Source organism: Paenibacillus sp. FSL H8-0261, assembly GCF_045040645.1.
Taxonomy (GTDB): domain Bacteria; phylum Bacillota; class Bacilli; order Paenibacillales; family Paenibacillaceae; genus Paenibacillus_AQ.
Genome location: NZ_CP150297.1, coordinates 4,350,384 through 4,375,518 on the forward strand (window position 1 = coordinate 4,350,384; position 25,135 = coordinate 4,375,518).

The following is a 25,135-nucleotide window of genomic DNA, read 5'->3' on the forward strand; positions in this document are numbered from 1 at the left end:
ATACGATAACTGGCTTCAACTTCCGAGCCATTATTGCACAAGAGATACAATCTTACGGGCACCGTCCGCCATAGAATCAGCAGCTACAATGTTAAGTCCCGATCCAGCCAAGATTTGCTTACCCAATCCAACATTTGTTCCTTCAAGACGTACAACAAGCGGTTTAGTCAATCCCAATTGACTTGCCGCTTCCACAACACCGTTAGCAATAACGTCACAGCGCATAATACCGCCGAAAATATTAACGAAAATTCCATTTACCTTTTCATCCGATAGAATGATTTTAAAGGCTTCTGTAACTTTCTCGGTAGTTGCACCGCCCCCTACATCAAGGAAGTTGGCGGGTTCGCCTCCGTAATATTTAATTATATCCATCGTTGCCATCGCTAGGCCTGCACCGTTCACCATACAACCAATATTGCCATCAAGTGCAATATAGCTCAGGTCATACTTAGAGGCTTCGATTTCTTTCAAATCTTCTTCATCTAGATCCCGAAGCTCTTGAATATCTTTGTGGCGGAACAAGGCATTGGGGTCAAAATTCAATTTAGCATCCAGAGCCATCACATTCCCATCCGCAGTAACTACCAATGGGTTAATTTCGGCAATAGAGCAATCTTTATCCACAAAAGCTAGATATAGCGCTTGCATGAATTTCACAGTCTTGCCTACCAGTTCATTAGGAATAGAGATGCTGTAAGCTAATTTACGAGCTTGGAAAGTCTGCAAACCTACTGCCGGATCAATGATTTCTTTGAAAATCTTCTCCGGATGTGTAGCTGCAACCTCTTCAATCTCTGTGCCACCTTCTTCAGATGCCATCATAACCACTCGACCAGTTCCTCTATCAACAACGATACCGATGTAATACTCTTTAACAATTTGACAGCCCTCTTCAATGAGCAGCCGTTTTACTACCTTACCCTCCGGACCAGTCTGGTGAGTAACTAAAGTCTTACCGAGAATTTCGGTTGCGTAAGTACGCACTTCATCGATATTCTTAGCAACCTTTACACCTCCAGCTTTACCTCGTCCACCTGCATGAATCTGAGCTTTAACTACAACAACCGGTGTACTCAGTGACTCTGCGGCTTCTACCGCTTCCTCCACTGTATAAGCTACTTTTCCATTCGGTACGGCCACACCGTACTTCTTAAGCACTTCTTTTCCCTGATACTCGTGGATATTCATAGCGGTAGCCTCCTAAAGTAGCGTGGTGACTTAACAGGCAGCCTGTTGTCATCTCGCCTTCCGTTTTGATTGCCGCGGGGTTAGGGATAGGCTGATGCTAAACATGCAGCACTATTCCGGAACCAACAGAAACTGCTCTACCACTCGTAAAAGAATGGCCTTATTTCTGTGAGAGACATTGAGTAAATCTATAAGACTAAGCTTATACTTACCTATATGCCATATAAAGGAACCCAGAATAGTGTAACATGTTTTTAAAACGCTTTCCTTAAATATATTCATGATTTGTACACATTTTTTCGCTTGATTTCATGCCGGAATGCGAACGATCGCACAGACTCCTGATTATACTTACTTTTTACTATCTTGAGTGTTCGCATCATGAACACGATTTAGCAAGCTTTTGAACTGCTCAAGCAGCTCTACAGTCTCATCGCCGGACATAGTCGTTTCTTCCATCATTTTCCCGGGAATACAAGCCGCGCTGCTTTGAAGTGCCCAGCCCTGTTCCGTTAGTGAAATCAGAACTTTTCGCTCATCTTGTGTCGAACGTTCACGCACGATCAACCCTGCAGCTTGTAGGCGTTTTAAAAGAGGTGTCAGCGTACCCGAATCCAAAAATAGCGCCTCACCAATTTCTTTAACCGTACATTGCTGTCGTTCCCATAACACAAGCATTACTAGATATTGCGAGTATGTTAAACCGATCTTATCCAAATAAGGTTGATACAGCTTTGTGATCTCACGAGAGCAAGCATAAATCGTAAAACAGAGTTGATTCTCAATCAGCAGCTCAGGTGTAGTCGTCATCTTTTGCATATCTTCTTCATTCATTTTCATATCTTAATCACCTGCCTTATACCCTTATTTTATCATAATTCACTCATAACATCATGTTAATAGGAAAAAATAATTTGACATTATAGTTAATTGTGATAAATTAAATTGTACACAAACTAATTAGGAATTGGAGAGATACACAATGATGACCATCCAGCAAAAAATGTATGAAACCACTGTTAAAGCCGTAGGAGGAAGAAACGGTTTTATTGAATCAGAAAGCCCTAAGCTCAATCTTACAATCAGCACACCACGCGAAATGGGAGGTGCCGGTGGCGAAGGTACAAATCCTGAGCAATTATTTGCAGCTGGTTATTCCGCTTGTTTCGATAGTGCACTGAACATGGTTGCCCGACTCGGAAAAGTAAAAATTGAAGGTAGCGAAGTAACGGCTACAGTCAGCTTTGGTAAAGTTGAAGATGGAGGTTTTGGCATAGCGGTTAAGCTTGATGTGCTAGTTAAAGGCGTTGACAGAGAAACCGCAACCTCTTTAGTAGAGGCTGCTCATGGCGCTTGTCCATACTCCCGCGCAACCCGCGGCAATATCGCTGTAGAATTGAATGTACTGTAAAGGAACTATAGAGAATTATTTTCTCAAACGAAGTCCTAACGGATACAGATGATTTTAAATTCAATACTTGTCCACTTTCGGATTATTAATGGGCCCCATCGCAGCTATTTATAAGAAAAGACTATATTTGGGCCGTTTTAAAAAAATAGTGTCTCTGGAGTCCGAAAGCACGCTCCAAAAGCTAAAAATGCCCATATCACGTCTTTCGGGTCCATAAGGTTCCAGAGATGTTAACAATTTTAGCGGAATGAAATCAATAACCCAAAAACAGAGCAGCAATTCGCCAATAACGGGAATCGCTGCTCTATTTAGTTTATTCTTCTGTCATCGCTTGCCGGTCTAAATTACGGTACTGCACAGCCTCCGCAAGATGCGCGGAGGTAATATCCGGTGCGCCTTCCAGATCAGCTATTGTACGGGATAGCTTAATAATTCGATCATGCGCTCGCATGCTTAAACCTAAATTTCCCAGAATGTCATACAGCAATTGGGCACCTTCACGGCTAAGACTTGCATATCTCCGAAGGGAAGCGCCGGAAAGTTCACTATTCCAAGAAATAGGCAAACGCTTAAACCGTTTAGCTTGTATCGTCTGTGCGGACATCACCTCTGCATACATCTCAGCCGAAGATAGAACATGCCCCTGACGATCCCATTCCTTTGGGCGAGGAACATCCACCTGTAAATCAATACGATCCAATAAGGGTCCTGATATCTTTGCGCGATATTGAGCAATCCTGGCGGGGCTGCATGTACAATGTTGTTGAGAAAGATTACTCCCAAAATAACCGCAGCTACAGGGATTCATCGACGCGGCCAGCATGAATTTTGCAGGATAGGTAAAAGAAGCTCGAGCACGGCTTATGGTAACAACCCCGTCTTCGAGCGGCTGGCGTAACACTTCAAGTACATTCCGAGAGAATTCGGGCAACTCATCTAAAAAGAGAATCCCTCGATGCGCAAGACTAACTTCTCCCGGCTTTGGAATGCCTCCACCCCCAATAAGGCCTGCGGCCGATATGGTATGATGCGGAGAGCGAAAAGGACGACTACGCAGTAAGCCGTTGTGGGCATCTTTTAAAGTTCCTGCTGCGCTAAATATTTTGGTTACCTCTAGTGCCTCACTCTCAGACAATATCGGAAGGATGCTTGGAAGGCGTTTAATCAGCATCGTCTTCCCTGTACCGGGTGGACCGATGAGCAATATATTATGCATACCCGCTGCCGCAATGGTTAGGGCTCTTTTTACATGTTGTTGCCCTAGCACATCACTGTAATCATCCAGCATCTCGTTCATTGCATATGAGGAGTCCTCAGAAGTACCGTAAACTGGGGTATATTTAAGATGTTCCAAAGAAAGGACAAGAACCGGAGGTCGGTCATTAGTATCTATCCCCTTGGTCACAGTTACAGGAAAAGGAAGAGATGATAAAGAAGGCATATCTTCGGAAACTCCCCCATTCCTTCGGTTCTGTTCGTCTTCCCCTTTTATACCCTTAGCTGAATTGGACGGTGATTCTTCCGGGTTCGGTAATGTGCACAAATGGTCGATTGCGTATATATTTATACCACTGATCAAAGCTGCCTCAGCAGCATTCCCTTTAGGAAGCATTACAGCCTTAAATCCATTTTTGCGCGCAGCTTCCACCATTGGTAGAACACCTGATACTGGACGCAGACTACCGTCAAGCGCAAGCTCTCCAATAAAAAGCACCTCATTGGCTGAGGGCATTATCAGTTGACCACTAGTTATCAGTATCCCCAGGGCAATCGCAAGGTCAAAGGCAGAGCCTTCTTTGCGTAAGTCGGCTGGTGCTAGATTTATCGTAATGCGCTGCTGGGGATACCGATAACCACAGTTCTTAATAGCGGCTCTTACTCGTTCTACTGCCTCACGAATCGCAGAATCAGGCAGACCAATGATATTCGTCTGTGGCAATCCATTCGCAAGATCAATTTCTACACCTATCATTACCCCTTCAATTCCATACAGACATGCACTATGCATTTTTCCATACATAAAAACACCTCATCTCCTGAAATACACCCCTGTTTGGGTGTCACATCTTCAAGAAAAAAGGTGCTTCCTTATTTTCCGGTAATAAATTAGCTATTACATCTCATTATATATAGGAAATCTTAGCGTAATCAAGAATTATTAATTAACATCATATTGCATAAATACGCATAAATAATCCCATAGACCCACATTAACCTTCTTCACTAACTATGACAGAGTCCCTAATCTGTTCAAAGGTCAACGGTTTATAGTTCCAATGTTCTACACAAATGTTAAAATAATTCTTTCCTTCATATTTTTGGCCGTGAATATGACCATGCACATTTACGTAAGGCATATGTTTATTCATATACATAGGCTCATGTGAGAGAAAAAAGAAATCCTTATAAATGAGCGGATATTCACTAACCTCGTCAAAACCTGCTTCAAGCCACCAATCCCGACCGCGTCCCCGATCATGATTGCCGAGAATTAGAATCTTATAGCCATGTAACCTCTCCACAATAGCACGTGTCGCTTCCTTATTAAGAAACGAAAAGTCTCCCAAATGAAACACTTTATCATCCGGATTTACTACCGAATTCCAACTCTCAATCATGGCTTCATTCATTTGCCCCACATCTATAAAAGGTCTGGATTCAAAATCAATAATCAACTTATGTCCAAAATGATGGTCGGATGTAAAAAAAACGTTAGCCATGTTCACCCTTCTTTCTTTTTTGATCATAGTTTGTATGATTATCTCCAGTCACGCCGCTTATGTGATCTTTTTTTATTATCGCTCTGGATCAGTTCAGCTAGAGGAGGAGTCTCTTCATTCTCAATGAGCCAGCCACGCATCTCTTTAATCGCTTCCACCTGTCCATTTCCTTTATCACGCCATGTAAGAAGCTCTATGACTTTTATAACAAGCGCTAAGAGACTGCTATTACTGTTTTGTGATTTATCAGCACGGATTTTTTGAAATAGCGCCTCATTTTTCCAATCGATTAATATTTCCTCAGCTATAGTGGGCCGCATAACCGTGAAGTTCTTATTGCAATTTGCACAACAGACAACGGATACTGGTTCTGCGGTAAATTTCACTTCAATCTTCTGCTGGCAATATTGGCAAGCAAAACTAACCTGCATTTCAAAAGGTTTATTCTTCACTTAAACAGCCCTCCTCATGATGACATTAAAAAGTTACTCTAATGTTTACCCATTTCTTTTGAGAAATGACCCACTGTGCGGAGGCTATGTAAAGACTTTTTTCATAAGAATGCTAGTGCCCATAATGAATGGCGTGAGAATATGGGGTGCAGCTTAAAAAGCCTCACGTATATGCCCCAAAGAAGCGATGCTTAAATCTTCATTCAGTAAAATGCTAATGACGTCAAAAGTTACTCTTCGATCATCATAACCTTTCATATGCAAATAAACCTGTGCTGTATTTCGCACTTGATGTATTTTTCGAGTATTCACTGATTCCTCCGGAGTCCCTTGATACAGCTCTCCACTACGACTGCGAACTTCAACAATAATAATACAGCCTTCGTTCTCCGCAATAATATCAAGTTCTCCGGTTCGACAACGCCAATTTCGTCCTAAGATCTTGTACCCACAAGTAGATAAGTACTGCACAGCCCCGTCTTCAGCAGCGGCTCCCTTCTGTTTGCGGTTGTAGCGTTCTCTTGTGTATGGCTCTTTCATTCCGGTCTCCATTCACCGGCGGAACGGTCGCTCTGATACACAAAGCTGAGGATTTCAGCCACTAGCTGATAAAGTTCAGATGGAATCTGTTGATCTAGATCGAGCTTTGAAAGAACTTCTACGAGAGCTGCGTCCTCTTGGACAGCAACCCCACTCTCTTTAGCTTTTTGCAGAATCAGATCCGCTATCGCCCCTTGTCCTTTGGCAACAACGACAGGTGCCTCGCTTTGTCCTGGGCTATATTTGAGAGCGACCGCTTTTTTGAGCCCTTGTGAAATTGGAGGTACAGGCTCATTCTCGTTCATATACGGTAATCCACTCCTTTATAAGCATCAGGAACATAATCAACAAGCTTACTATGGGGATTGGCAAGTTGTGTAGATAGCTTTAGTTCTGGTAAAGGTTCAGTTCTTAATCCCGACAACTGATAACCAATAGATTCCACTGCCGTTTTAATGTCATCACGCCGTTGTTCCAGCAGCTCAAGCACCCAAGGATGATCATTATGCAGCTTAAGACTAACGATTCGATCAACAACCTGCACATCAACCAGCGTCTGGCCGAGCTGCTTCATATCCAAATCAAACCAGAGCCTGCAATTGGCAGCATCTAATTCACCTTTGCGTCCCCGACGCGATTGAATATGAACGGAAGCTGTCTCCTGCCCATCTGGACCTTGCAGCGGCAAGAACAAAGTTACTTGCGCGAAAGGAGCCGTTCGATCTGTATTGAGCAGCAGCTGTTGTCCTGTCAGCTGCTGCACTAGTCCGCCCGCGGCTTCTTTTACCGCGGGCGGCACCTCGCTGCTGCTCATGATCTGCAGCAGCACGCCCTTTAAGGTGTCGGTGGCTTGTTCGCCTCCGACACCCGCACTGCCAAGCGCGGCCGTACCTGTCGCCGCGCGGGCCGTCTCAGCGGCGGCTACTGCGACGCCGCGCACCGCCTGCTGCTCGTGCTCCGCACCGAGCAGCTTTAGCACCCGCCCCACCCACGACTCCGCGTCCGCGGGTGGGGCGGTGTCCGGCTGCACCGGCGAAGCCGTCGCAGCCGGGGCCTCCCCGCGCGGCGCAGCAGCCGCGGGGGCAGGGCTTGCTCCCGCCGCGTCAGCGGGCGGGAGCAAGGCGAGCTGCGGCAAGCTCCCGCGCAGCTCGGTGAGCACACCCTGCAGCTTCGCAAGCAGGGCGGCACCACTTGCTGCGTGGGGCGTCGCACCAGCAGCAGTTCCTTCGGCGCTCACACTCGCGCCACCCGGCATAGCCCCGCTCTTATCCATCGAGGCAGCCCGACTCTTATCTGCCTGTATAGCACTATCCAATGCCCCATCCTTATTCAAATTCAAGGCATTACCTTGAATCTCAACTTCACTGGAACGGATAGGATTATTCACCGCACTATCAGCTTGAGCGCTTAAAGCACTATTTAGAGCGCCGGATGTCAGGCCAGGTGTTGATTTACCAGCCATAGGCTCTGTAACAATACCACCCTTCGAGATCTGAGCTCCTTCACCTGACTCATCAACTACAACTGGCTTGCCAGTTTCAATCCCCGTTTCATTATCAGAAGCTATATTAAGAGTCACCTTGACTGGCGCACCTTGTTCAACCGGTTTCAGAGCACCTTCAGCTGCTCCTTCCGAAAGAGCGGTACTTCCGTTTGCGATAGTGCCTTCAGCAGTTTTAGTTGTAGCTTGTCCATTTCCTTTAGCTGCCAATTGTACAGAGTCAGCTTCTGTAGCGTCACCCTCTACAACACCCATGTTATTTCCACTTCCAGCACCTGCAGTTACCGAAGGTTCGAGTTTTCCAGTAATTGTACCCATTCCAGCTTTAGATTCTGCGGTTATTGTTTCTTCATTAGCAATTTGTCCTGCCCATATTGTAATCTGATCTTCCAGTGCTGATAAAAGCTGATGCAGCTGCGGGCCAAATACAGCCTGCTGCAATCCTTTCACACTCTCAGCTGTAACGGGTAGTCCCCGCTTTACAGAAATGACAGCTGCGTCAAGCCACTCTGAAGCAGGCACACCAGCTGGTTTTGCACTCATTACCGCATCCAGCAAAGCCGCTGTCTCTTTTGTAAGTGGAACGCCTCCTGCTTGCATCGCTAGTACAATTTCTCGACCTGCTTTGGAATCAGCTAATCCGAGCGACTCCAAGGCCTCACCCATGCTTTGGGGAGTGACTAACGCCGTTTCACCGAGGGAGACCGGCTTCAATACGGGTAATCCACCTTCTCCGGGTGATCCAACCTCTAAATTCAAGGTTTCTCCAGGCAGTAATGGTGTTTCTAATTCTGCACGAACAGGTGTACCTTGGATTTGCACAACCGCTTCTTTGCCCGAATCCGATACAGAGAGAACAACACCACGAACAACTTGCCCTTCTTTTAACTCTAAAGACTTCGCTGCCCCCGGTTTTTGTTCTCCAAGCAATCCACGGATCAATGTTCCGATATTCATACCGTTTCTCCTCCCTCCATTTTCTCTCTTCTTACTATATCGGTATTCATCCTACTTTTTTAAGCATTGCTTCTAGAATAACGTTTGCTGCTCCGTGAGAATCCGCCCAATAAAACTGCGCCGATGCATAGGTGTTGGACCTAGAGCCGTAATTTGTTCCCGGTGAAGCTTGGTCGCGTAACCTTTATGTATCGCAATCCCATAATCAGGGTATAATTCCTCCCACAGACCTTCACACAACCTGTCTCGTGTCACTTTAGCGATAATCGAAGCTGCTGCTATGGACTGACTATTAGCATCTCCTTTAATAATTGCCTGTTGTGGCAAAGGGAGGTCTACCTTTTCAGCATCGATCAGCATATAGTCAGGAGTGTGCTCTAGACTCTCAACCGCCTTTTTCATGGCCAGGCGTGAAGCTTGCTTAATATTAATCTCATCAATGACAGTAGAGTCTACATACCCCACACCCACGGCCAGCGCTTGCTCCATTATAATCTCGTATAAAGCATCTCTCTTTTTAGCTGTAAGTTTTTTGGAATCATTCACTCCATCAATAATAAGCCCCTCTGGCAAAATCACCGCTGCTGCGACGACGTCCCCAAACAAGCAACCTCTTCCTACTTCATCTACGCCTGCTATTCGGCGATAAGACTGTTCCCAGCCTTCTTTTTCATAGGCCAACATATCTAACGAACTCACTAATTTGTCACCGCCAATTATGAATTATTCTATGATCTATATAAGTCAGCTTATCATAGTAAAGCTTACATGGTCATCTTAAAATAGACGTTCCAATTTAATCCATTCCCATAAAATATCCCCACAAAGTGGGGCTTAGCTTGAGGCGTACTCAGGTACTTTGTCGAGGACCCAAACATAAAAAAAGAGCCTCCGAAATTTCGGATGGCTCTTCCATACCTAGTCCATTAAACGCAGAATTCACACCATTTAAGGCGTTTCCAGCGTAAAGCGTCCAAGCTTACCTGCACGTAGCTCATGCAACAAGGCCCGCGAAGCTTTTTCCAGATCTACACGTCCACCGCTGATTAGACAACCGCGTTTACGACCCACGGCTTCCATAACAGCTACGATCTCATCTGGATTCTCCAGATCCTCAGGAAGCTTCTCAATGCCAAAGCGTTCTTGAAATCTAGAGCCGTAGTCCTTCACCAAATATTTCACTGCATAAAAGGCGATGTCCTCAATATTCAGGATTTCTTCCTTTATTGCACCTGTTACCGCTAGACGATAACCTACTTCTTGGTCCTCAAATCTCGGCCATAAAATACCTGGGGTATCCAGAAGCTCCAAGTTGCCGCCTGTCTTAATCCACTGTTGACCCTTGGTTACCCCTGGGCGGTCACCAGTAGCAGCAATACTCTTACCAGCCATCCGGTTAATGAGTGTTGATTTACCAACGTTAGGAATACCAACGATCAATGCACGCATCGCTCGCGGATTCATTCCTTTTGCAATCTGCCGGTCAATCTTTTCTTTTAGCAGCAGCTTGACTTGCTCTGGAATATCCTTTACACCTGTTCCAGTAGATGCATCAACAGGATAAGCAACATGCCCTTGTGCCTTGAAGTACGCCAGCCACTTCCGTGTAATTTCTGGATCTGCCAGATCCGCTTTGTTCAAAATAATCAATCTTGGCTTGTCCCGCAAAATATCGTCAATCATCGGATTGCGGCTGGAAAGCGGCAGACGGGAATCGAGCAATTCTATTACAACATCAATCAGCTTCAGCTTATCCTCGATTTGCCGCCTAGCCTTCGTCATATGACCAGGAAACCATTGAATGGCCATTGCCGTCACCTCCTTTGACTTCTGTCAACTTAATGGTTAATCAGTGAAATATCCTTTATCGGCCAGAAGATTAAATCTGCACGGCCTACAATATCCCCCAGAGGTACATACCCGATCATTCGGCTATCCGTACTATCCGAGCGATTATCCCCCATAACGAACACATGTCCTTCAGGTACAGTACCATCTGGGAACTCTTCATTAGGGAAATCTTTATTATTATACAGAGCGTTGATACTATGCTTTGCATCAATTGCATCTTGGATATAGGTCTCATTAACAACTTCCCCGTTAACTGTAACTACATCCCCTTCTACTTTCACAGTATCTCCAGCGACACCGATTACACGTTTAATAAAATCTCTACCCTCAGATGGCACGTGGAATACTATAACCTCGCCCCGCTGCGGAGATCTAATATCGTACAAAATCTCATTTACGATAACACGTTCACCAGTATGGAAATTAGGCTGCATGGAAGGTCCATCTACAATAAAAGGCTTGAACAAAAGCCAGCGAATCAGAAAAACCAACACTAAAGCAATCGCAATGGCCTTGACCCATTCCAAGACTTCATTTTTAGGTTTACGTGGGTTCTGCGCGCTTGATTCCAAAGTTTCACTTTGTTCCTGCTGCATAGTTCACCGTCCTCTCTTAATACTACTCTTACTATACAACACAAAAAAGCTCCTGCCAAAAACCCCTCCACAGATACTCCTTCAGGAGGCCTTTTCGGAGAAGCTGATCCCCAAGCGTATATGTCGCACGCATTGTATGCCAAGCTAAAACGCCCTCAGCGTCCTTTAAGGCGGGTAAGCGTTTATACGAGAAATATAAGAATAATGTATAACGTGAAACTGATGCTTTCTTATATTTTCATAAAATAATAAAACGAAAGGGGCTTGAATTCAAGCCCCTTTCCTTTGTCACTATTCTAGCGACGAATTTCTTTAATTCTCGCTGCTTTACCACGTAGTTCACGAAGATAATAAAGTTTAGCACGACGCACTTTACCACGACGAGCCACTTCGATTTTCTCGATTTTAGGCGAGTTGATTGGGAATGTTCTTTCCACACCAACACCGTAAGAAATTTTACGAACCGTAAAAGTCTCACTGATTCCACCGCCACGACGTTTGATTACAACGCCTTCGAACAACTGGATACGCTCACGAGTTCCCTCGATTACTTTTACATGCACCTTCAAAGTGTCACCCGGGCGAAAATTCGGGATATCTTTACGAAGTTGCTCTTGCGTAATAGCTTGTAGGATATTCATTAAGGACTTCCTCCTTCCGTACAGGTGTTCTTGCCTCTTCCGGAGAGATCTTTGCTCTCCCTCATTATCCGCAGCGGACCACCGTATTCCACACAACAGAGATAATAATACCATAAAGGACGGGCTAATACAACTTATTTTTTCTATTTAAAGCGGTAGCATATCTCTTTTTTTCGCCTTCGATTGGCAATCTTTACATAGACCAACCACAGTTCCATTATCTTGTGCATAGAAGACTAGCTTTCCATTCTTCTTCTTACAAGAAGAGCAAGGCTGCTCCCCTGGGCTCTGTTTGGCTTTACGATGACTATCCATTGAGATTACATTGCTCTGAGTGGTACGCGGATAATTTTTTGTAGTATTTATTTTCCGTTTCCAGACTAAAAAATATACGCCTGTCAAAACTACTAAGGCAAGCAAAATGGCTACATATTTCATTTGGCTCCCTCCACCCTTCAGGATTTATTAAAGAAAGAAAGTAAAAAGACCGCCCTGTTCTGCAAGTGAGGTAACGGTCTATATCTGTATACAATGTAGCCTTAGCACACCTATGCACTTCTATCCGAAAAAAGCGATTTCCAGTAGCTGCTGAAGGTTCTATATGAGGATTTCCGCGCACTTTTAAATATGTACCCGTATCGTATTTATTCAGCGAGTGATCTTTCATTTATTTTAGCACAATTAAAAATCGAAGTGTAGTGAACACTTTTGAGACCTAGTCTTTGGTCCAGTATAATAACCCGCCTCCAGCCGTTTTTACAGATAAATTCCATAAGCTATACTTACAGAAGTACATAACGAAATCACATATGTCAGATCACATACACCCATATATGAGGAGGAGTTTTTTCAATGAGGAAAAGGAATAATAATAGTGTATTAGCAGCAGTAGCCGTATTATCTATCGTACTTTTGGCCGGTTGTACTGAATTACCAGGCAGACAATCTGCCAAAAATGAGGTTGAAAAGAGTATTTCTGAGAATGTGCACCAGAACATTGGTGAAGTTGTCAAGCAAGAGCTAGGAAAAGCAGCTGCAACTGTGCAGCAAGCCGTTGAGGAAACAGCTACTAAGGTAGTTGACGAAGTTAAAGCAGACAGCATTAGCAAAGAACTCTCCGTATCTCAAGCGATCGGTTCAGCATCCGTACTCAGCATGGACAATGCAGTGGGAGAAATAGAAGTTACAGCTGTTACAGGAGATCTGATCCATGTAAATGCAACGATCTCAGCCCACAACAGCTCTTTCCATGCGTCTGACCGTCAAAAGATTATGGATGATGCTGAAGTTTTAGTAGAGGTCAGTGGTGATACGTTGAAGGTGTCCACGCATTCCAAATCAAGTCCTAAAAAGGACTTATGGACATGGGCGCAAGACAAATATGGATATTCAGATTTTAGCATAAGCTATAATATAGAGCTCCCCGCCAGCATGAATAAATATAAAATCACAAATAACGTAGGTCAAATTCGTCTTCACAATCTAGAGGGGAATTATCAAATCGTCAGCAACGTTGGAGCGATCAACATTGAAAGAGCTAAAATCACTGGCAAATCCACTGTAGAATCCGATACTGGCAGCATACGAATGGATATAGCAGGGATGAAGAATGATAGCAGCCTAAAAGCCAAAACAGAGGTCGGCAGCCTCAGTGCTGTCTTAGCCGATGGTATGAAATGCAGCTTAGAAGCCAATAGTGATCTCGGGCAAATCAAAGGTGTAGAAGGTGGAAAGACCGATATCAATGGAGGCGGCCCCTTATTGTCCCTAAGCTCAAATATAGGCGCAATTACAGTACAGTAATCAGCAGTAAACAGACCGTCCGGGATAATTGGGCGGTCTGTTTTTGATTCCTAATGATTAGATTAATGCGATGGCTAACAGAGTGAATAAACTTAAAGTTAAGATCTGATTTCCGGCAAAAGAATTTCCCCAAAAAGCAGAAGTATGCACAGAACCATTGTCAGTTCTTAAGTAAACATTGTATCTGTCTACATCTGTAATAACACCTTCATGCTGTCTACCGTCTCTAGTCAGAATCCGCACCCTTCTATCCTTACAACGCAAACAATTATAATAAGCTTCCACTAGTGTACTCCTCCTTGTTCGTAATGATATAATCTATGTGTAGGAGTACAGGTCGGTAACGGCGAACTTACATAGGTCGGACTTTGGGTCAATATTTACTTTTTTCGATCCTTGTATCTTTCGTATTCCTCAAGGCTATAGATAATGTAAGACCTATCTACGGCTAACAGTCCGCAATATCCCATCCATTCGAGGAGGCCAATCTCATGAATGTAGAAAGAAAACAGTTTATTAAAGAAGGCGTACTGCGTATCACCATTTTCGTTATTTTAGCTTCACTTACTTACACCGTTCGCAACTACGCATGGGCTGTTACTGTTCTCGTATGTGTTGCGCTGTACTCACTCCTTACAGGAGTACACAAAATATTACGCAAAGAATAACATGTGCCTCCACGAACTTTTATAGCAAGCTAAAACGCCTACGGCGTCCTTTTAAGGACGGTAAGCGTTTGTGCGAGAATTATAAGAATAAAGTATATCGTGAAACTTATACTTTCTTATAATTTCAAAAATAACCACTTTTCGCTGAGATGCTAGATCTCATCGGAAAGTGGTTATTTATAGTTTAACCGGAGTAATAGGATTCAAGCTTTGTTACCTTCTAAAAGAATAAAACCATTAGCGACAGCGAACACAAAATTCACTGTATCTAATGGTTTTATTAAGCCTAACAATCAATCCCTAACATTCAATCTTATATGTTCACTCTTTAAATGGCGAATGGGCATTGCGATTTGTATAAAAATCGATAATATCATTCACGGTGCGGAGCGGCTCCGCTTCCTTGTGGATTGTGTCCACGTTAGGCTTGAATTCTTCATGCGTCTTCGTAGTCACTTCAGTTCATTCCCTTCAATAGTTAAGCTTGCTGCGTTATCAGCTGCATATATTAGTGCGGCACCTCTATTCATTACCCTAAAAAGAAGCTTTTAACGCACCAATACTCATATTATTTTGAAAACTATTATTTTATTTGTTCTCAGGTACACATAACAAAAACGCCTCCTCAACGTAAGATACGTTAAAAAGACGTCAAATATACCTGTTTCATTAAATTATTATCACTCCGGTTTGTCCACATTTCTTAGACGTTCCAGTGTCTTTTTGTCTTTCAATGTAAGTTCTGCAGTCTCAAGCAGGTCCGGTCTGCGTTCCAACGTGCGCAGCAGTGCCTGCTCTCTCCGCCATATGTCGATGTTAGCATGATGACCACTCAGCAAAATATCCGGTACCTTCCAGCCGCGAAACTCGGCAGGACGTGTGTAGTGTGGATATTCTAGCAGTCCAGTGCTGAACGAGTCAGATATCGCAGAGGTTTCATTTCCAAGTGCTCCTGGCTGAAGCCGGACTATGGAATCTATAACCGTCAACGCAGGCAGCTCTCCACCTGTTAGCACGTAATCACCCATTGAGAGTTCATCAGTTACCAGATGCTCACGAATCCGCTCATCATATCCCTCATAATGCCCACATATGAAGATTAGGTGCTGCTCTTGCGCCAGTTCCTCTGCAATCTTCTGATTGTAAGTTTTTCCTTGTGGGCACATAAGGATGATACGTGGTTTCACAGAAACCACTTCATCAGATCGATTGTGATCTTCCTCGTTCGGTGTAATACCAAGCACATGCTCGACTGCATTAAAAATCGGATCAGGCTTGAGCACCATACCCCCGCCACCGCCATACGGTGTATCATCCACACTATTATGCTTATTTCCCGAGAAATCACGGAAGTTCACAGCATTTAAGGAGACTATTCCTTTTTCACGTGCTTTACCAAGAATACTTGTGCTGAATACGCCTTCGCACATTTCTGGAAAGAGCGTAAGCACATCAATTCTGATCATGGCAATAACCCTTCCATCAAATGGACAACAATTCGTTTGGCTTCTATATCCACATTCAGGACTACATCGTTGATTACAGGAATTAGAATGTCTTGTCCTTTTGCAGGTTTAACAACCCATACGTCATTCGCACCAGGCTGTAAGATTTCTGTAATCGTACCGAGTGGTTTGTTTTCATCTTCATCCGTGTATACCTCACAACCGACGATTTGGTGGAAGTAGTATTCGTTCTCAGGGAGATCAACCAGATCATTACTCGGAACCTTCAGGAGGCTTCCTTTATATTTTTCCACTTCATTGATGTTCGTATACCCTTTGAGCTTAACGATGAACATACCCTTGTGCTCACGAGCGGACTCTACAGTTACTTCGAATTTAGAACTGCCATCTGCAGGGATCACCTGCAGCTTCTTACCTGCAGCAAAACGAACATCAGGGAAATCGGTATGTGATAGTACTTTAATCTCCCCACGAATACCATGCGTATTTACAAGTCTGCCTACGGTTAACTCTTCTGTCATATAACCCTCTCCTTTACAAGCTTCATCTAATCTATATTTGAACAAAAAGGAGCCGGGATATACTATCCCTAGCCCCTCATTGTACGCATCATTTAAGATAAAATATCTACAGTTACGCGTTTATCGCTCTTGACTGCTGCAGATGTGACTACTGTACGGAGCGCCTTAGCGATCCTTCCTTGTTTGCCAATGACCTTTCCAACATCATCAGGATGTACGGACAGTTCATAGACAATTAGGTGATCCTTCTCCACCGCTCGTACCGTCACATCTTCTGGATGATCCACTAAAGCCTTAGCAATTACTCCAACTAATTCTTCCATAGAGGACCCTCGCAATCAGTCATTATTTCTGTTGCTTAAGCTCATGAAACTTCTTCATTACGCCTGCTTTGGAAAGCAAGTTGCGTACTGTATCAGATGCTTGCGCACCTGTTTGAAGCCATTTAAGAGCTTTTTCCTCATCGATCTTAACTACTGCCGGTTGTTCAATCGGATTATAATAACCGATTTCCTCGATAAAACGACCGTCACGAGGGGACCGGGAATCGGAAACCACTACACGATAGAAAGGCGCTTTATGCGCTCCCATTCTTTTCAGACGAATACGTACTGCCACGAAAAATCACCTCCTTATAATAGTTTCGAGATATTAGAACAGCAAGATCATTTAAAAGGGAACTTCATACCTTTTCCACCTAGACCTTTAAGCTGCTTCATCGCATTCTTCTTAGAGGCTTTGCCGCCTCCGCCCATCATGCCTGAGAATTGCTTCATCATCTTACGCATCTCATCAAATTGCTTAATGAGACGGTTGACCTCGGCAACCGAAGTTCCGCTACCAGCAGCAATACGCTTGCGGCGGTTATGGTTGATGATCTCGGGCTGACGCTTTTCCGTCTTAGTCATAGAATGAACTATGGCTTCAACGCGACCCATTTGCTTGTCGTCAACCTTCAAATCCTTAATGCCCTTGGCTTTGTTCATGCCAGGCAGCATGTCAAGAATTTGATCGATCGGGCCAAGCTTCTTCACCTGATCCATTTGCTCAAGGAAATCATCAAACGTAAATTCTGCATTGCGCATCTTACGTTCCATTTCCTTAGCTTTATCAGTGTCAATGTTCGCTTGAGCTTTCTCAATCAGCGACAACATGTCACCCATACCCAAAATCCGCGAAGCCATACGTTCCGGATGGAACGGCTCCAATGCGTCAATCTTCTCACCTAGCGCAGCGAATTTGATCGGGCAACCAGTTACGGCTTTGACGGATAGCGCAGCACCACCGCGGCTATCGCCGTCAAGCTTCGTCAATACAACCCCTGTAAGCTCAAGCTGCTTATTAAAGCTCTCAGCTACGTTCACGGCGTCTTGACCGGTCATTGCATCTACTACTAACAGAACTTCATCAGGATTTACAATGTTGTGAATCTGCTTCAGTTCTTCCATCAATTCTTCATCAATGTGCAGGCGGCCTGCAGTATCAATAATTACATAATCAAGTCCGTTATCCTTCGCATGTTGTACAGCTTGTCTGGCAATCTCTACCGGACTAGTCTGATCACCTAGCGAGAATACTGGAACTTTAATTTGTTCTCCAAGTACTTGAAGCTGTTTGATCGCAGCAGGGCGATAAATATCTGCCGCAACAAGCAATGGACGATGATTGCCCTTCTGTAACAGCTTCGCCAGCTTACCCGAAGTGGTTGTCTTACCCGCCCCTTGTAAACCCGCCATCATAATGACAGTTGGTGGCTTGTTCGACTTGGCCAGCTTCGCTTGGCTTCCGCCCATCAGCTCGGTTAGTTCCTTGTTAACGATGTCGATAATGACCATCCCAGGTGTAAAGCTGTCCATCACTTCTGTGCCAATAGACTTTTCTTTCACCTTAGCCACGAATTCTTTAACTACCTTGAAGTTAACGTCGGCTTCCAGAAGGGCCAACCGTACTTCGCGCATAGCTTCGTTTACGTCATCTTCGGATACTTTACCTTTACCGCGCAGCTTGCTGAACACATTCTGCAATCTTCCGGTTAAACCTTCAAACGCCATATGCAGTTTCTCCCTTCATGCTACTCTAACCTCTGCAAGCGATCCACGATCTCCGCGAACCGAAGTTTATATTGCTCAGGCAGCATCCCATTCTCCGGCAGTCTGCGCAGTTCTTCTAAATATTTGGTACGACTCTCATGCTTCACTAATAAACCAAGTTTTTCTTCATAATTTTCTAGGACTTGCTCCGCCCGTTTAATATGTTCATAAACGGCTTGGCGGCTGATTTCAAATTCAGCGGCAATCTCTCCCAAGGAAAAATCGTCGTGAAAATAATATTTAAGAAACGTTTGCTGCTTATCTGTAAGCAGCCGTTCATAAAAGGCAAAAAGCAGATTGATACGATTCGTTTTCTCGAGCCTATTCTCCTGACTCATTAAGGGCACTCCCTTCGTCAAGGAAAAACACTTTACACCTTCACAACGTCCCTTATGATACCTAAAAGAAAGAGAGATGTCAAGCATTTTTGCTTGTCATCTCTTTCTTTATTAAAAATCCCTTTTTCACGCAATAAATACGCTTGAAATTATTGGATCGGCAGTACATAAATCAATACGGCGAAGAAGTGTGTGACACTACCCGCAAGGACAAATACATGCCAAATCGCATGATGGTATGGAAACCCTCTCCATACATAAAAAACAGTACCTAATGTATAGAGTATACCTCCAGCCATCAGCAGGATCATTCCTCCGTCTGCTACAACAGCCGAAAGAGGGTTCCAAGCGATTACAATCAGCCAGCCCATTGCGATGTAGAATACGGTAGACATAAACAGAAACTTTTTAACAAAAAATGCCTTGAAGAAAACGCCGAACACTGCGATTCCCCAAATAACGCCGAACAAACTCCATCCAAGCGTTCCCCGAATGGCGACTAACAAAAAGGGGGTATACGTGCCAGCAATAAACAGATAAATAGCGGAATGATCGAAAAATTCGAACAAATCCTTCGCCTTACCCTCTTTGAGACTATGCACTAGTGTTGAATTCAGATACAGAAGCAGCATTGTCGTTCCATAGATGGAGAAGCTGACCACATGCCATGTCGTTCCTTTCAGACTTGCAAAAACAACAAGCAGAACAAGTGCAGCCACGCTTAATAACGTTCCAATCCCGTGCGTAATCGCATTCGCGACTTCTTCTCTCCGGCTGTAGGTGTGAGTATTTGCCATATCCATATCCTTCCGTCTAAGCTTTCTTTCTATTATACCACGCGTACCCTACTGGATTACAGTTTGTAAATCTCCGTATACTTCGCTTCTAAATAATCAGCTAAATAATCTGGACTCAGTGGTTCTCCCGTTACTTGTTCAATAATTTGTGAAGGCGTTAAGCTATTGCCGAAACGATAGATCTTATCGGTTAGCCACTCTTTAATAGGTAGTAGGTTCCCTGCAGCAATTAACTCATCAAACTCCGGTAACTCTTTGCGAAGTGTATTCAGAATCTGTGCAGCGTACATATTACCTAAGGAGTAGGAAGCAAAGTATCCGAAATCCCCGCCAGACCAATGGACATCTTGCAGCACACCAAGTGCGTTAGATGGCGGAGTAATACCCAGATACTCTTGATACTTAGCATTCCATACTTGAGGCAAGTCTTTTACAGAAAGGCCTTCATTAAAAATAAGCTTCTCGATCTCATAACGCACGATAATGTGCAGATTGTATGTAAGCTCATCTGCTTCGATCCGGATAAATGAGTTCTCCACGCTGTTGATCGCCCGGTAGAAATCTTCCAACTCCACATTTGCAAGCTGTTCCGGGAATTGTTGTTGAAGATCCCCGTAATAACGTTGCCAGAAAGCCCGGCTGCGTCCGATCATGTTCTCCCATAGTCTCGACTGAGATTCATGAATCCCCATCGATGCACCTTGTGCCAGTGGTGTTCCAACAAAATCCTTGCTGATATTTTGCTCATAAAGCGCATGTCCACCTTCATGTAGTGAGCTGAATATGGCACTAGTCACATTATCAAGCAGATAAGCGGTTGTAATACGAACGTCGCCTGGATTCAATCCTGTTGCAAAAGGATGCACACTCTCATCTAAACGACCTGCGTCAAAATCGTAGCCCATTTGCTCTAAAATAAAGTTGCCGAACTTTTCCTGCTGTTCTTTAGGGAAGATCTGCTGTAAGAAGCTTGTGTCCGGTTTATTGGGCGAAGCAGCGATAGCTTCTACCAATGGTACCAAACGGCTGCGCAGGCGGCTGAATACTTCATCCACTTTTTCTACCGTAAGATCAGGCTCATACATATCAAGAAGCGTATCGTACCGCGTTCCTTTTACACCCCAATAATCGATAAATTCTTGCTTTAGAGCAACTATCTTGCTTAAATAAGGTTCAAAAGTAGCGAAATCATCATTCTCCTTGGCTTCTTCCCAGATGGTTTGGGAATGTGCGGACAGGACAGCGTACTCCTCAAATCTTTTGGAAGGGATGCTCTTGCTGCGCTCATATTCTTTACGGCAATCGGTAACGATCTTCTTCTGATCATGTGATAGCTGGGAAATCACTTCAGGACGGGTAAAAAATGCTGTAAAATCTCCCATCTCCTCCGAAATTCCGAGTCTGAACAGTTCTCCACTCAGCATCCCTATCGTACCCGAACGAACCTCCACTCCCTTACGTGGCGCACCGGTGCGTAAATCCCAGTGAAGTAATTCTATGGCCTCTGAATATCCACTTATTTTTGATAATAACTCGCTAAATTTCTCCCACTGTTCCTTCACTTGCTGTTCCATTTTATTACACCTGCTTTCTCTGTTTTGCCGACTCCTCTTGATGATACTTTTTTGAATGAGTATAATCAACTTCAGAGATAACATCTCTAATTTAAAATATTCAATGGGTTACATAAGAAGCAGATCTTGCTTCGCACAAAATTCAAAGGAGCGTGAACAGGCTATGATGATTCAAGTTACACCTCTCGCAGAAAGGAAGTTGAAGGAAAGGCTTGAAGATCGGCCAGGATTTTTCAAGCTCTTTTATGATACGGAAGGCTGCGGGTGTGACGGAATTAATGTATTACTGATTGTTTCAGAAGTGGAGGACGGCGATTCCAGGATTGAAAGTGATTCCCTTCCCTTTATCGTAAGCCGCCAGCAGGAAATCTTTTATGAGGACAAGATGCGTCTGGATGCCGAGGAGAGATTTTCTTCCTTTAAGCTAGACAGTGATTCACAGATTTACGGAAAAAATATCCTGGTAAGAGATATGCGTAATGTAAGTACAATTCAGTGATTTTAGGGAGGAAGAATAGCCATGAGCCATGTATCCGATATTATTAACTTTAATAAGAGTTTTGTAGAGAATAAAGAGTATGAAGCGTATTTAACAAGCCGCTATCCAGATAAAAAAATGTTGATTATCACTTGTATGGATACCCGTCTGGTTGAACTATTACCAAAAGCGATGAATTTTAAAAACGGTGATGTTAAAATCATCAAAAATGCCGGAGCGGTTATTTCTCAGCCTTTTGGTAGTGTTATGCGTAGTGTCATGGTTGCGTTATATGAACTTGACGCGGAGGAAGTTATCGTAGTTGGGCACTATGAATGCGGTATGGCTTCCCTCAATGCAGATCATATGATCAATTCCATAAAAGAACGCGGAGTATCCGAAGAGGTGCTAAACACGCTGGAGAATTCCGGGATCAAGCTTACCAAGTGGTTACGCGGGTTTGACAATATCCAAGATGGGGTATCCCAAACTGTGAATCTGATCAATAAGCATCCATTACTACCCCCAAATGTACCAGTGCATGGCATGATCATCGATCCGGCTACCGGAGCGCTTGAGCTTGTCGTTGATGGGTATAAATGATTTAAGTAACTACCTTCTATCTGCTAATTGCGTGGATCCTGGATCCACGCTTTTTTTCTGATTAAAAAAGTATAAATTATGACAAGCATATACTTTCTTATATTTTAAATAAAAATTGAAACCTAGTAGGACTAGCTGCGTAATACTGAACATGCACACAAATTCATACTCACAGGAGGGTTTTCGTACTAAATGAAACCAATGAAACGCGTAATGATGATTGTAATGGCCTTTACTCTATTTTTCGCCGTAGCTACCCCGAACTTTGTGGATGCGAAGCGAGGTGGTGGCGGATTTAAATCCGGCACTCGCAGCTATTCAACAACTCCAAAAAAATCAACAACCGATAACGTAAGAAAAAGCGATAGCACTAAAAGCTCCACAGCAGGATCTACTGCGAATACGAAACGGGGATTCTTCAGCGGTGGCGGCTTAATGAAAGGTATGATGATCGGTGGTTTGGCTGGGTTACTGTTCGGCGGAATGTTCGCCGGTATGGGTGCCTTCGGTAACATTCTAGGATTCGTCATTAATATGCTTGCTATCTATGTGCTCGTAATGCTCGTGATGTCCTTCTTCCGTCGCAGAAAAGAACGTCGTCGTTTAGAAGATCAAGGTGGGCGTTACTAATGTCAACAATGGTTCTAAGCATGGATGAGATCATCAATGCCCTCTGCCTACACATGGCTGAACGTAAAGCGGTTCGCCCTGAAGATGTTCAAGTAGAACTGAGCTGGGAAGAAGACACCGGATACTCTGCTGAGGTTTGGGTACAGGGACGTAGTCAATATTTAGTTGAGTCCAACATGATCGAGGCGATTCTACGTTACATGCTTAGCGAATATGGCATTCGTGCATACCGCGAAGATGTAAGGCTAGACCTGGACGAGGAAATCACTGCAATTGTAAATACACAGAACTAATATTAAAAGGGACAACCCAAATGGTTGTCCCTTTTTTTTGTATGCATTTATTCATAGAAAAATTGCTTTACCGTTCCTACTCCGTCCGTCACATCAACTTCAGCATACGCACCGTTAATAAGCGTAATTTGCGGTGGAATATGACCACAATCGATATCATACACAATAGGTACCTGGAGTTCCTCAGAAAGCTCTGCGTAGATGTCTTCGGCCGTGTAGTTCTCTACTGGTCGATTAGCAGGACTTCTGCCAAACATAATGCCAGAACAATTCTCAAACCAACCTGCTAGCTTCATCTGAACTAATGACCTACGTACATCAACCGTATTCATTTCGCAGTTTTCCAAATACCATAGGATCGGTTCATTCTTAATCATTTGTTCTTGGAAATGCCGCAGATTGCCAAATGGTGTGCCAATCAGATGCCTAATTACATCTATACATCCCCCTAGCAGACGCCCTTTCATAGTTACAGGACCAGAGGATACTGTCTTCCAACGGGTATCTTCTGTCAAGTGAAATACATAAGGCGTAGGAGCATCATGTTGCCATTCCCCCTGATATTTAAGCGATGAATGCTGGGCGATAGAATCCCCTGATTTTGTCTCTAGAACCGCTTCCCACATGGCTGTGGTATCATCTGAATATTCTCCTCTTAAATCAACAAGGTTAGTCCCGTGCGCCGTAGCAATCCCCGTTCTTAACGTAACTGCAAGCAACAGCACGCTAATATCTGAATAGCCTAAGATCCACTTGTCCTTCATAGTATCAAAATCAATAAATTCAAGAACCTCAATTAACAATTCTCCGCCCCAAGGCGGAATAAGGATATCAATATGCTCACTGCCCATCATCTCGTTAAACTCCTGAGCACGAACTTTGGCCGGTGCGGATTTGGCTTTCTCTTGCGTCCATACCGTATCCCCACAAATCATATTAAATCCTTTAGATTCCAAACGGCTTGAAACCAACTTAATTAACTCTGCATTTTGAGCGCCTACTCCAGATGAAGGTGCTGTTACCCCTATTGTCGCATTCTTGTTCAAAATCGGATATTTAATCATATGACACCTCCAGTATTATAGCAATTATATCAAGAGTACACATCAATTACACAAAAAAAGAACATGACTAGTCGCGTCAACGTACGATCGCAAAACCAGTACATGCTCTTATTCAATAGAATTCAACTTTAGAGTAAAGAAATAGCCAGCAGTTCGAACAACACAAGCGGCAAGATCACATTATTATTAGGAGGACCTGGGTAAGGACCCGGGCCGGGATACGGACCATGACCATGACCCGGATGATACGGTTGGTAAGGGTTATAATATCCGCGTGGCATTTGCCCATTTACTGCAACGTTCAAATACAAATGTTTATTATCTACTCCGGCAATAGTGCCTTCATGCACTAAGCCATCTAAAGTCTGTACATTCACCCTATGGTTTAGGTAGGGCTTGCAAGATTGATGCAAGGAATCACGGACACCGTGCAGGTGCCGGATCACCGTAGGATCGGCCTGATAAATCACATTCTGCTCTTGCCCAGTGTTATATGTCGACATGGATGCTCTGACCTCCGTAAATGGATTTGCTCCATTCTATGCAGAAGCCTATATCACGGTGCCTATTTGAGAGATATCCTTATACTGGAAGGGCTACCTTCTCAACTTTCACATTTACCGAAACAAGGGACAAGCCCATCATATTCTCCACAGCATTACGCACATTTTTTTGCAGCATATAACAGACCTCTTGAATCACACATCCGTAATTAACAATAACCCGCAGGTCGATGGCAACGTCTACTTCCTTCACTTCTACAGACAATCCTTTTTTCACATTTTTACCGCCCAAACGTTTGGCCCAGTTGTCCGAAATATTACTTCCTGACATCCCGGCAATACCTGGCGTTTCCAGAACCACCTGTCCAACGATCGATGTGACTACATCATCTGAGATATGAATTAATCCTTGCTCCGTTCCTTCATTCATATAAACAACCTCCATAT

33 protein-coding genes are annotated in these 25,135 nt (G+C 43.9%); 7 read left to right on the forward strand and 26 right to left on the reverse strand.

The window, feature by feature from the left end; translation table 11 throughout:
* Positions 1 to 30: 30 nt before the first annotated feature.
* Both sucC and MHI27_RS19330 read right to left on the reverse strand, forming a co-directional pair.
* Positions 31 to 1,191 (reverse strand): ADP-forming succinate--CoA ligase subunit beta, encoded by a 1,161-nt coding sequence (gene sucC, locus MHI27_RS19325; protein WP_042128955.1) that lies wholly within the window; start codon positions 1,189 to 1,191, stop codon positions 31 to 33.
* Positions 1,192 to 1,542: 351 nt separating this feature from the next.
* A complete protein-coding gene (locus MHI27_RS19330; RefSeq protein ID WP_316502827.1) occupies positions 1,543 to 2,031 on the reverse strand; it encodes a MarR family transcriptional regulator in 489 nt (162 codons plus the stop codon).
* Positions 2,032 to 2,173: 142 nt separating this feature from the next.
* On the opposite strand from MHI27_RS19330, the gene MHI27_RS19335 reads away from it, so the two are divergent.
* The gene (locus MHI27_RS19335) at positions 2,174 to 2,602 is read left to right on the forward strand and encodes an organic hydroperoxide resistance protein (protein ID WP_042189459.1); all 429 of its coding nucleotides are present in this window, start codon (positions 2,174 to 2,176) and stop codon (positions 2,600 to 2,602) included.
* Between the two features lie 313 nt (positions 2,603 to 2,915).
* Here MHI27_RS19335 and MHI27_RS19340 read toward each other — a convergent pair whose 3' ends face one another.
* From MHI27_RS19340 to MHI27_RS19390, 11 genes are all read right to left on the reverse strand, one after another.
* Positions 2,916 to 4,622, reverse strand: a complete 1,707-nt coding sequence (locus tag MHI27_RS19340) for a YifB family Mg chelatase-like AAA ATPase (RefSeq protein WP_405174484.1) — start codon at positions 4,620 to 4,622, stop codon at positions 2,916 to 2,918.
* 190 nt (positions 4,623 to 4,812) lie between these two features.
* Positions 4,813 to 5,322 carry a phosphoesterase gene (locus MHI27_RS19345; protein WP_076285407.1) on the reverse strand — a complete coding sequence of 170 codons (510 nt, stop codon included), beginning with the start codon at positions 5,320 to 5,322 and terminating at the stop codon, positions 4,813 to 4,815.
* 38 nt (positions 5,323 to 5,360) lie between these two features.
* On the reverse strand, positions 5,361 to 5,774 hold the full coding sequence (locus tag MHI27_RS19350) for a hypothetical protein (protein ID WP_139328534.1): 414 nt from the start codon (positions 5,772 to 5,774) through the stop codon (positions 5,361 to 5,363).
* 153 nt (positions 5,775 to 5,927) lie between these two features.
* Positions 5,928 to 6,314 carry a YraN family protein gene (locus MHI27_RS19355; protein WP_405174485.1) on the reverse strand — a complete coding sequence of 129 codons (387 nt, stop codon included), beginning with the start codon at positions 6,312 to 6,314 and terminating at the stop codon, positions 5,928 to 5,930.
* The gene (locus MHI27_RS19360; RefSeq protein WP_405174486.1) at positions 6,311 to 6,619 is read right to left on the reverse strand and encodes an EscU/YscU/HrcU family type III secretion system export apparatus switch protein; all 309 of its coding nucleotides are present in this window, start codon (positions 6,617 to 6,619) and stop codon (positions 6,311 to 6,313) included. The genes MHI27_RS19355 and MHI27_RS19360 overlap by 4 nt, the downstream gene beginning before the upstream one ends.
* A complete protein-coding gene (locus tag MHI27_RS19365) occupies positions 6,616 to 8,772 on the reverse strand; it encodes a DNA ligase (RefSeq protein ID WP_405174487.1) in 2,157 nt (718 codons plus the stop codon). Before MHI27_RS19365 ends, MHI27_RS19360 begins: the two co-directional genes overlap by 4 nt.
* 72 nt (positions 8,773 to 8,844) lie before the next feature.
* On the reverse strand, positions 8,845 to 9,456 hold the full coding sequence (locus MHI27_RS19370; protein WP_405176768.1) for a ribonuclease HII: 612 nt from the start codon (positions 9,454 to 9,456) through the stop codon (positions 8,845 to 8,847).
* Between the two features lie 264 nt (positions 9,457 to 9,720).
* The gene (ylqF, locus tag MHI27_RS19375; RefSeq protein WP_042189465.1) at positions 9,721 to 10,581 is read right to left on the reverse strand and encodes a ribosome biogenesis GTPase YlqF; all 861 of its coding nucleotides are present in this window, start codon (positions 10,579 to 10,581) and stop codon (positions 9,721 to 9,723) included.
* A gap of 29 nt (positions 10,582 to 10,610) precedes the next feature.
* Complete coding sequence (gene lepB, locus MHI27_RS19380) at positions 10,611 to 11,219, reverse strand: signal peptidase I (protein WP_042189466.1); 609 nt, start codon at positions 11,217 to 11,219, stop codon at positions 10,611 to 10,613.
* Between the two features lie 296 nt (positions 11,220 to 11,515).
* Positions 11,516 to 11,860, reverse strand: coding sequence for a 50S ribosomal protein L19 (rplS, locus tag MHI27_RS19385; RefSeq protein ID WP_405174488.1), 345 nt, complete (start codon positions 11,858 to 11,860; stop codon positions 11,516 to 11,518).
* A gap of 147 nt (positions 11,861 to 12,007) precedes the next feature.
* The gene (locus MHI27_RS19390) at positions 12,008 to 12,298 is read right to left on the reverse strand and encodes a hypothetical protein (RefSeq protein WP_042189467.1); all 291 of its coding nucleotides are present in this window, start codon (positions 12,296 to 12,298) and stop codon (positions 12,008 to 12,010) included.
* Between the two features lie 414 nt (positions 12,299 to 12,712).
* Between MHI27_RS19390 and MHI27_RS19395 the strand changes: the two genes are divergently transcribed.
* The gene (locus MHI27_RS19395; protein ID WP_405174489.1) at positions 12,713 to 13,663 is read left to right on the forward strand and encodes a hypothetical protein; all 951 of its coding nucleotides are present in this window, start codon (positions 12,713 to 12,715) and stop codon (positions 13,661 to 13,663) included.
* A gap of 57 nt (positions 13,664 to 13,720) precedes the next feature.
* On the opposite strand, the gene MHI27_RS19400 is transcribed toward MHI27_RS19395, so the two are convergent.
* Positions 13,721 to 13,948, reverse strand: a complete 228-nt coding sequence (locus MHI27_RS19400) for a hypothetical protein (RefSeq protein ID WP_042189469.1) — start codon at positions 13,946 to 13,948, stop codon at positions 13,721 to 13,723.
* 206 nt (positions 13,949 to 14,154) lie between these two features.
* Between MHI27_RS19400 and MHI27_RS19405 the strand changes: the two genes are divergently transcribed.
* Complete coding sequence (locus tag MHI27_RS19405) at positions 14,155 to 14,331, forward strand: hypothetical protein (RefSeq protein WP_156113147.1); 177 nt, start codon at positions 14,155 to 14,157, stop codon at positions 14,329 to 14,331.
* A 321-nt stretch (positions 14,332 to 14,652) separates the two neighbouring features.
* Here the strand turns inward: MHI27_RS19405 and MHI27_RS19410 are convergent, their stop codons facing one another.
* The 9 genes from MHI27_RS19410 to MHI27_RS19450 all read right to left on the reverse strand — a co-directional run bounded on the left by MHI27_RS19410 (position 14,653) and on the right by MHI27_RS19450 (position 21,117).
* Positions 14,653 to 14,787: a hypothetical protein gene (locus tag MHI27_RS19410; RefSeq protein WP_256716277.1), complete on the reverse strand. Its 135-nt coding sequence runs from the start codon at positions 14,785 to 14,787 to the stop codon at positions 14,653 to 14,655.
* A gap of 224 nt (positions 14,788 to 15,011) precedes the next feature.
* Positions 15,012 to 15,794: a tRNA (guanosine(37)-N1)-methyltransferase TrmD gene (gene trmD / locus MHI27_RS19415; RefSeq protein ID WP_076285457.1), complete on the reverse strand. Its 783-nt coding sequence runs from the start codon at positions 15,792 to 15,794 to the stop codon at positions 15,012 to 15,014.
* Positions 15,794 to 16,318 carry a ribosome maturation factor RimM gene (gene rimM / locus MHI27_RS19420; protein WP_076299254.1) on the reverse strand — a complete coding sequence of 175 codons (525 nt, stop codon included), beginning with the start codon at positions 16,316 to 16,318 and terminating at the stop codon, positions 15,794 to 15,796. Before rimM ends, trmD begins: the two co-directional genes overlap by 1 nt.
* A 92-nt stretch (positions 16,319 to 16,410) precedes the next feature.
* A complete protein-coding gene (locus MHI27_RS19425) occupies positions 16,411 to 16,641 on the reverse strand; it encodes a KH domain-containing protein (RefSeq protein ID WP_042128982.1) in 231 nt (76 codons plus the stop codon).
* A 22-nt stretch (positions 16,642 to 16,663) separates the two neighbouring features.
* On the reverse strand, positions 16,664 to 16,936 hold the full coding sequence (gene rpsP / locus MHI27_RS19430; protein WP_036688604.1) for a 30S ribosomal protein S16: 273 nt from the start codon (positions 16,934 to 16,936) through the stop codon (positions 16,664 to 16,666).
* Positions 16,937 to 16,983: 47 nt separating this feature from the next.
* A complete protein-coding gene (gene ffh, locus MHI27_RS19435) occupies positions 16,984 to 18,369 on the reverse strand; it encodes a signal recognition particle protein (protein WP_042189471.1) in 1,386 nt (461 codons plus the stop codon).
* 20 nt (positions 18,370 to 18,389) lie between these two features.
* A complete protein-coding gene (gene ylxM / locus MHI27_RS19440; protein WP_036688609.1) occupies positions 18,390 to 18,746 on the reverse strand; it encodes a YlxM family DNA-binding protein in 357 nt (118 codons plus the stop codon).
* Between the two features lie 149 nt (positions 18,747 to 18,895).
* Positions 18,896 to 19,543 (reverse strand): hemolysin III family protein, encoded by a 648-nt coding sequence (locus MHI27_RS19445; protein WP_405174490.1) that lies wholly within the window; start codon positions 19,541 to 19,543, stop codon positions 18,896 to 18,898.
* 56 nt (positions 19,544 to 19,599) lie between these two features.
* Entirely contained in the window at positions 19,600 to 21,117 is a 1,518-nt protein-coding gene (locus MHI27_RS19450; RefSeq protein ID WP_339796846.1) for a carboxypeptidase M32, read from the reverse strand.
* A gap of 163 nt (positions 21,118 to 21,280) precedes the next feature.
* Between MHI27_RS19450 and MHI27_RS19455 the strand changes: the two genes are divergently transcribed.
* The 4 genes from MHI27_RS19455 to MHI27_RS19470 all read left to right on the forward strand — a co-directional run bounded on the left by MHI27_RS19455 (position 21,281) and on the right by MHI27_RS19470 (position 23,121).
* The gene (locus tag MHI27_RS19455; RefSeq protein WP_341128654.1) at positions 21,281 to 21,616 is read left to right on the forward strand and encodes an iron-sulfur cluster biosynthesis family protein; all 336 of its coding nucleotides are present in this window, start codon (positions 21,281 to 21,283) and stop codon (positions 21,614 to 21,616) included.
* A 21-nt stretch (positions 21,617 to 21,637) separates the two neighbouring features.
* The gene (locus MHI27_RS19460) at positions 21,638 to 22,198 is read left to right on the forward strand and encodes a carbonic anhydrase (RefSeq protein ID WP_341053155.1); all 561 of its coding nucleotides are present in this window, start codon (positions 21,638 to 21,640) and stop codon (positions 22,196 to 22,198) included.
* A gap of 201 nt (positions 22,199 to 22,399) precedes the next feature.
* Positions 22,400 to 22,828: a membrane protein gene (locus MHI27_RS19465; RefSeq protein WP_042194151.1), complete on the forward strand. Its 429-nt coding sequence runs from the start codon at positions 22,400 to 22,402 to the stop codon at positions 22,826 to 22,828.
* Positions 22,829 to 22,836: 8 nt separating this feature from the next.
* On the forward strand, positions 22,837 to 23,121 hold the full coding sequence (locus MHI27_RS19470) for a YxcD family protein (RefSeq protein WP_339804402.1): 285 nt from the start codon (positions 22,837 to 22,839) through the stop codon (positions 23,119 to 23,121).
* 47 nt (positions 23,122 to 23,168) lie between these two features.
* Here the strand turns inward: MHI27_RS19470 and MHI27_RS19475 are convergent, their stop codons facing one another.
* The 3 genes from MHI27_RS19475 to MHI27_RS19485 form a co-directional block, all read right to left on the reverse strand.
* Complete coding sequence (locus MHI27_RS19475) at positions 23,169 to 24,185, reverse strand: S66 peptidase family protein (RefSeq protein WP_405174491.1); 1,017 nt, start codon at positions 24,183 to 24,185, stop codon at positions 23,169 to 23,171.
* Positions 24,186 to 24,313: 128 nt separating this feature from the next.
* Positions 24,314 to 24,688: a hypothetical protein gene (locus MHI27_RS19480; protein WP_042189486.1), complete on the reverse strand. Its 375-nt coding sequence runs from the start codon at positions 24,686 to 24,688 to the stop codon at positions 24,314 to 24,316.
* Positions 24,689 to 24,767: 79 nt separating this feature from the next.
* Entirely contained in the window at positions 24,768 to 25,118 is a 351-nt protein-coding gene (locus MHI27_RS19485) for an Asp23/Gls24 family envelope stress response protein (RefSeq protein WP_042129003.1), read from the reverse strand.
* Positions 25,119 to 25,135: the final 17 nt, after the last annotated feature.

Coding starts and splice junctions, on each gene's coding strand:
- MHI27_RS19395 (WP_405174489.1), top strand. CDS start 12,713: ATGAGGAAAAGGAATAATAATAGTGTATTAGCAGCAGTAGCCGTATTA.
- MHI27_RS19460 (WP_341053155.1), top strand. CDS start 21,638: ATGAGCCATGTATCCGATATTATTAACTTTAATAAGAGTTTTGTAGAG.
- MHI27_RS19475 (WP_405174491.1), bottom strand. CDS start 24,185: ATGATTAAATATCCGATTTTGAACAAGAATGCGACAATAGGGGTAACA.
- MHI27_RS19390 (WP_042189467.1), bottom strand. CDS start 12,298: ATGAAATATGTAGCCATTTTGCTTGCCTTAGTAGTTTTGACAGGCGTA.
- MHI27_RS19485 (WP_042129003.1), bottom strand. CDS start 25,118: ATGAATGAAGGAACGGAGCAAGGATTAATTCATATCTCAGATGATGTA.
- MHI27_RS19470 (WP_339804402.1), top strand. CDS start 22,837: ATGGTTCTAAGCATGGATGAGATCATCAATGCCCTCTGCCTACACATG.
- MHI27_RS19335 (WP_042189459.1), top strand. CDS start 2,174: ATGATGACCATCCAGCAAAAAATGTATGAAACCACTGTTAAAGCCGTA.
- MHI27_RS19340 (WP_405174484.1), bottom strand. CDS start 4,622: ATGTATGGAAAAATGCATAGTGCATGTCTGTATGGAATTGAAGGGGTA.
- ylqF (WP_042189465.1), bottom strand. CDS start 10,581: ATGGCCATTCAATGGTTTCCTGGTCATATGACGAAGGCTAGGCGGCAA.
- MHI27_RS19455 (WP_341128654.1), top strand. CDS start 21,281: ATGATGATTCAAGTTACACCTCTCGCAGAAAGGAAGTTGAAGGAAAGG.
- MHI27_RS19445 (WP_405174490.1), bottom strand. CDS start 19,543: ATGGCAAATACTCACACCTACAGCCGGAGAGAAGAAGTCGCGAATGCG.
- MHI27_RS19330 (WP_316502827.1), bottom strand. CDS start 2,031: ATGAAAATGAATGAAGAAGATATGCAAAAGATGACGACTACACCTGAG.
- sucC (WP_042128955.1), bottom strand. CDS start 1,191: ATGAATATCCACGAGTATCAGGGAAAAGAAGTGCTTAAGAAGTACGGT.
- ylxM (WP_036688609.1), bottom strand. CDS start 18,746: ATGAGTCAGGAGAATAGGCTCGAGAAAACGAATCGTATCAATCTGCTT.
- rplS (WP_405174488.1), bottom strand. CDS start 11,860: ATGAATATCCTACAAGCTATTACGCAAGAGCAACTTCGTAAAGATATC.
- lepB (WP_042189466.1), bottom strand. CDS start 11,219: ATGCAGCAGGAACAAAGTGAAACTTTGGAATCAAGCGCGCAGAACCCA.
- MHI27_RS19345 (WP_076285407.1), bottom strand. CDS start 5,322: ATGGCTAACGTTTTTTTTACATCCGACCATCATTTTGGACATAAGTTG.
- MHI27_RS19365 (WP_405174487.1), bottom strand. CDS start 8,772: ATGAATATCGGAACATTGATCCGTGGATTGCTTGGAGAACAAAAACCG.
- MHI27_RS19425 (WP_042128982.1), bottom strand. CDS start 16,641: ATGGAAGAATTAGTTGGAGTAATTGCTAAGGCTTTAGTGGATCATCCA.
- MHI27_RS19480 (WP_042189486.1), bottom strand. CDS start 24,688: ATGTCGACATATAACACTGGGCAAGAGCAGAATGTGATTTATCAGGCC.
- MHI27_RS19450 (WP_339796846.1), bottom strand. CDS start 21,117: ATGGAACAGCAAGTGAAGGAACAGTGGGAGAAATTTAGCGAGTTATTA.
- MHI27_RS19370 (WP_405176768.1), bottom strand. CDS start 9,456: ATGTTGGCCTATGAAAAAGAAGGCTGGGAACAGTCTTATCGCCGAATA.
- rimM (WP_076299254.1), bottom strand. CDS start 16,318: ATGACAGAAGAGTTAACCGTAGGCAGACTTGTAAATACGCATGGTATT.
- MHI27_RS19465 (WP_042194151.1), top strand. CDS start 22,400: ATGAAACGCGTAATGATGATTGTAATGGCCTTTACTCTATTTTTCGCC.
- MHI27_RS19355 (WP_405174485.1), bottom strand. CDS start 6,314: ATGAAAGAGCCATACACAAGAGAACGCTACAACCGCAAACAGAAGGGA.
- ffh (WP_042189471.1), bottom strand. CDS start 18,369: ATGGCGTTTGAAGGTTTAACCGGAAGATTGCAGAATGTGTTCAGCAAG.
- MHI27_RS19360 (WP_405174486.1), bottom strand. CDS start 6,619: ATGAACGAGAATGAGCCTGTACCTCCAATTTCACAAGGGCTCAAAAAA.
- MHI27_RS19405 (WP_156113147.1), top strand. CDS start 14,155: ATGAATGTAGAAAGAAAACAGTTTATTAAAGAAGGCGTACTGCGTATC.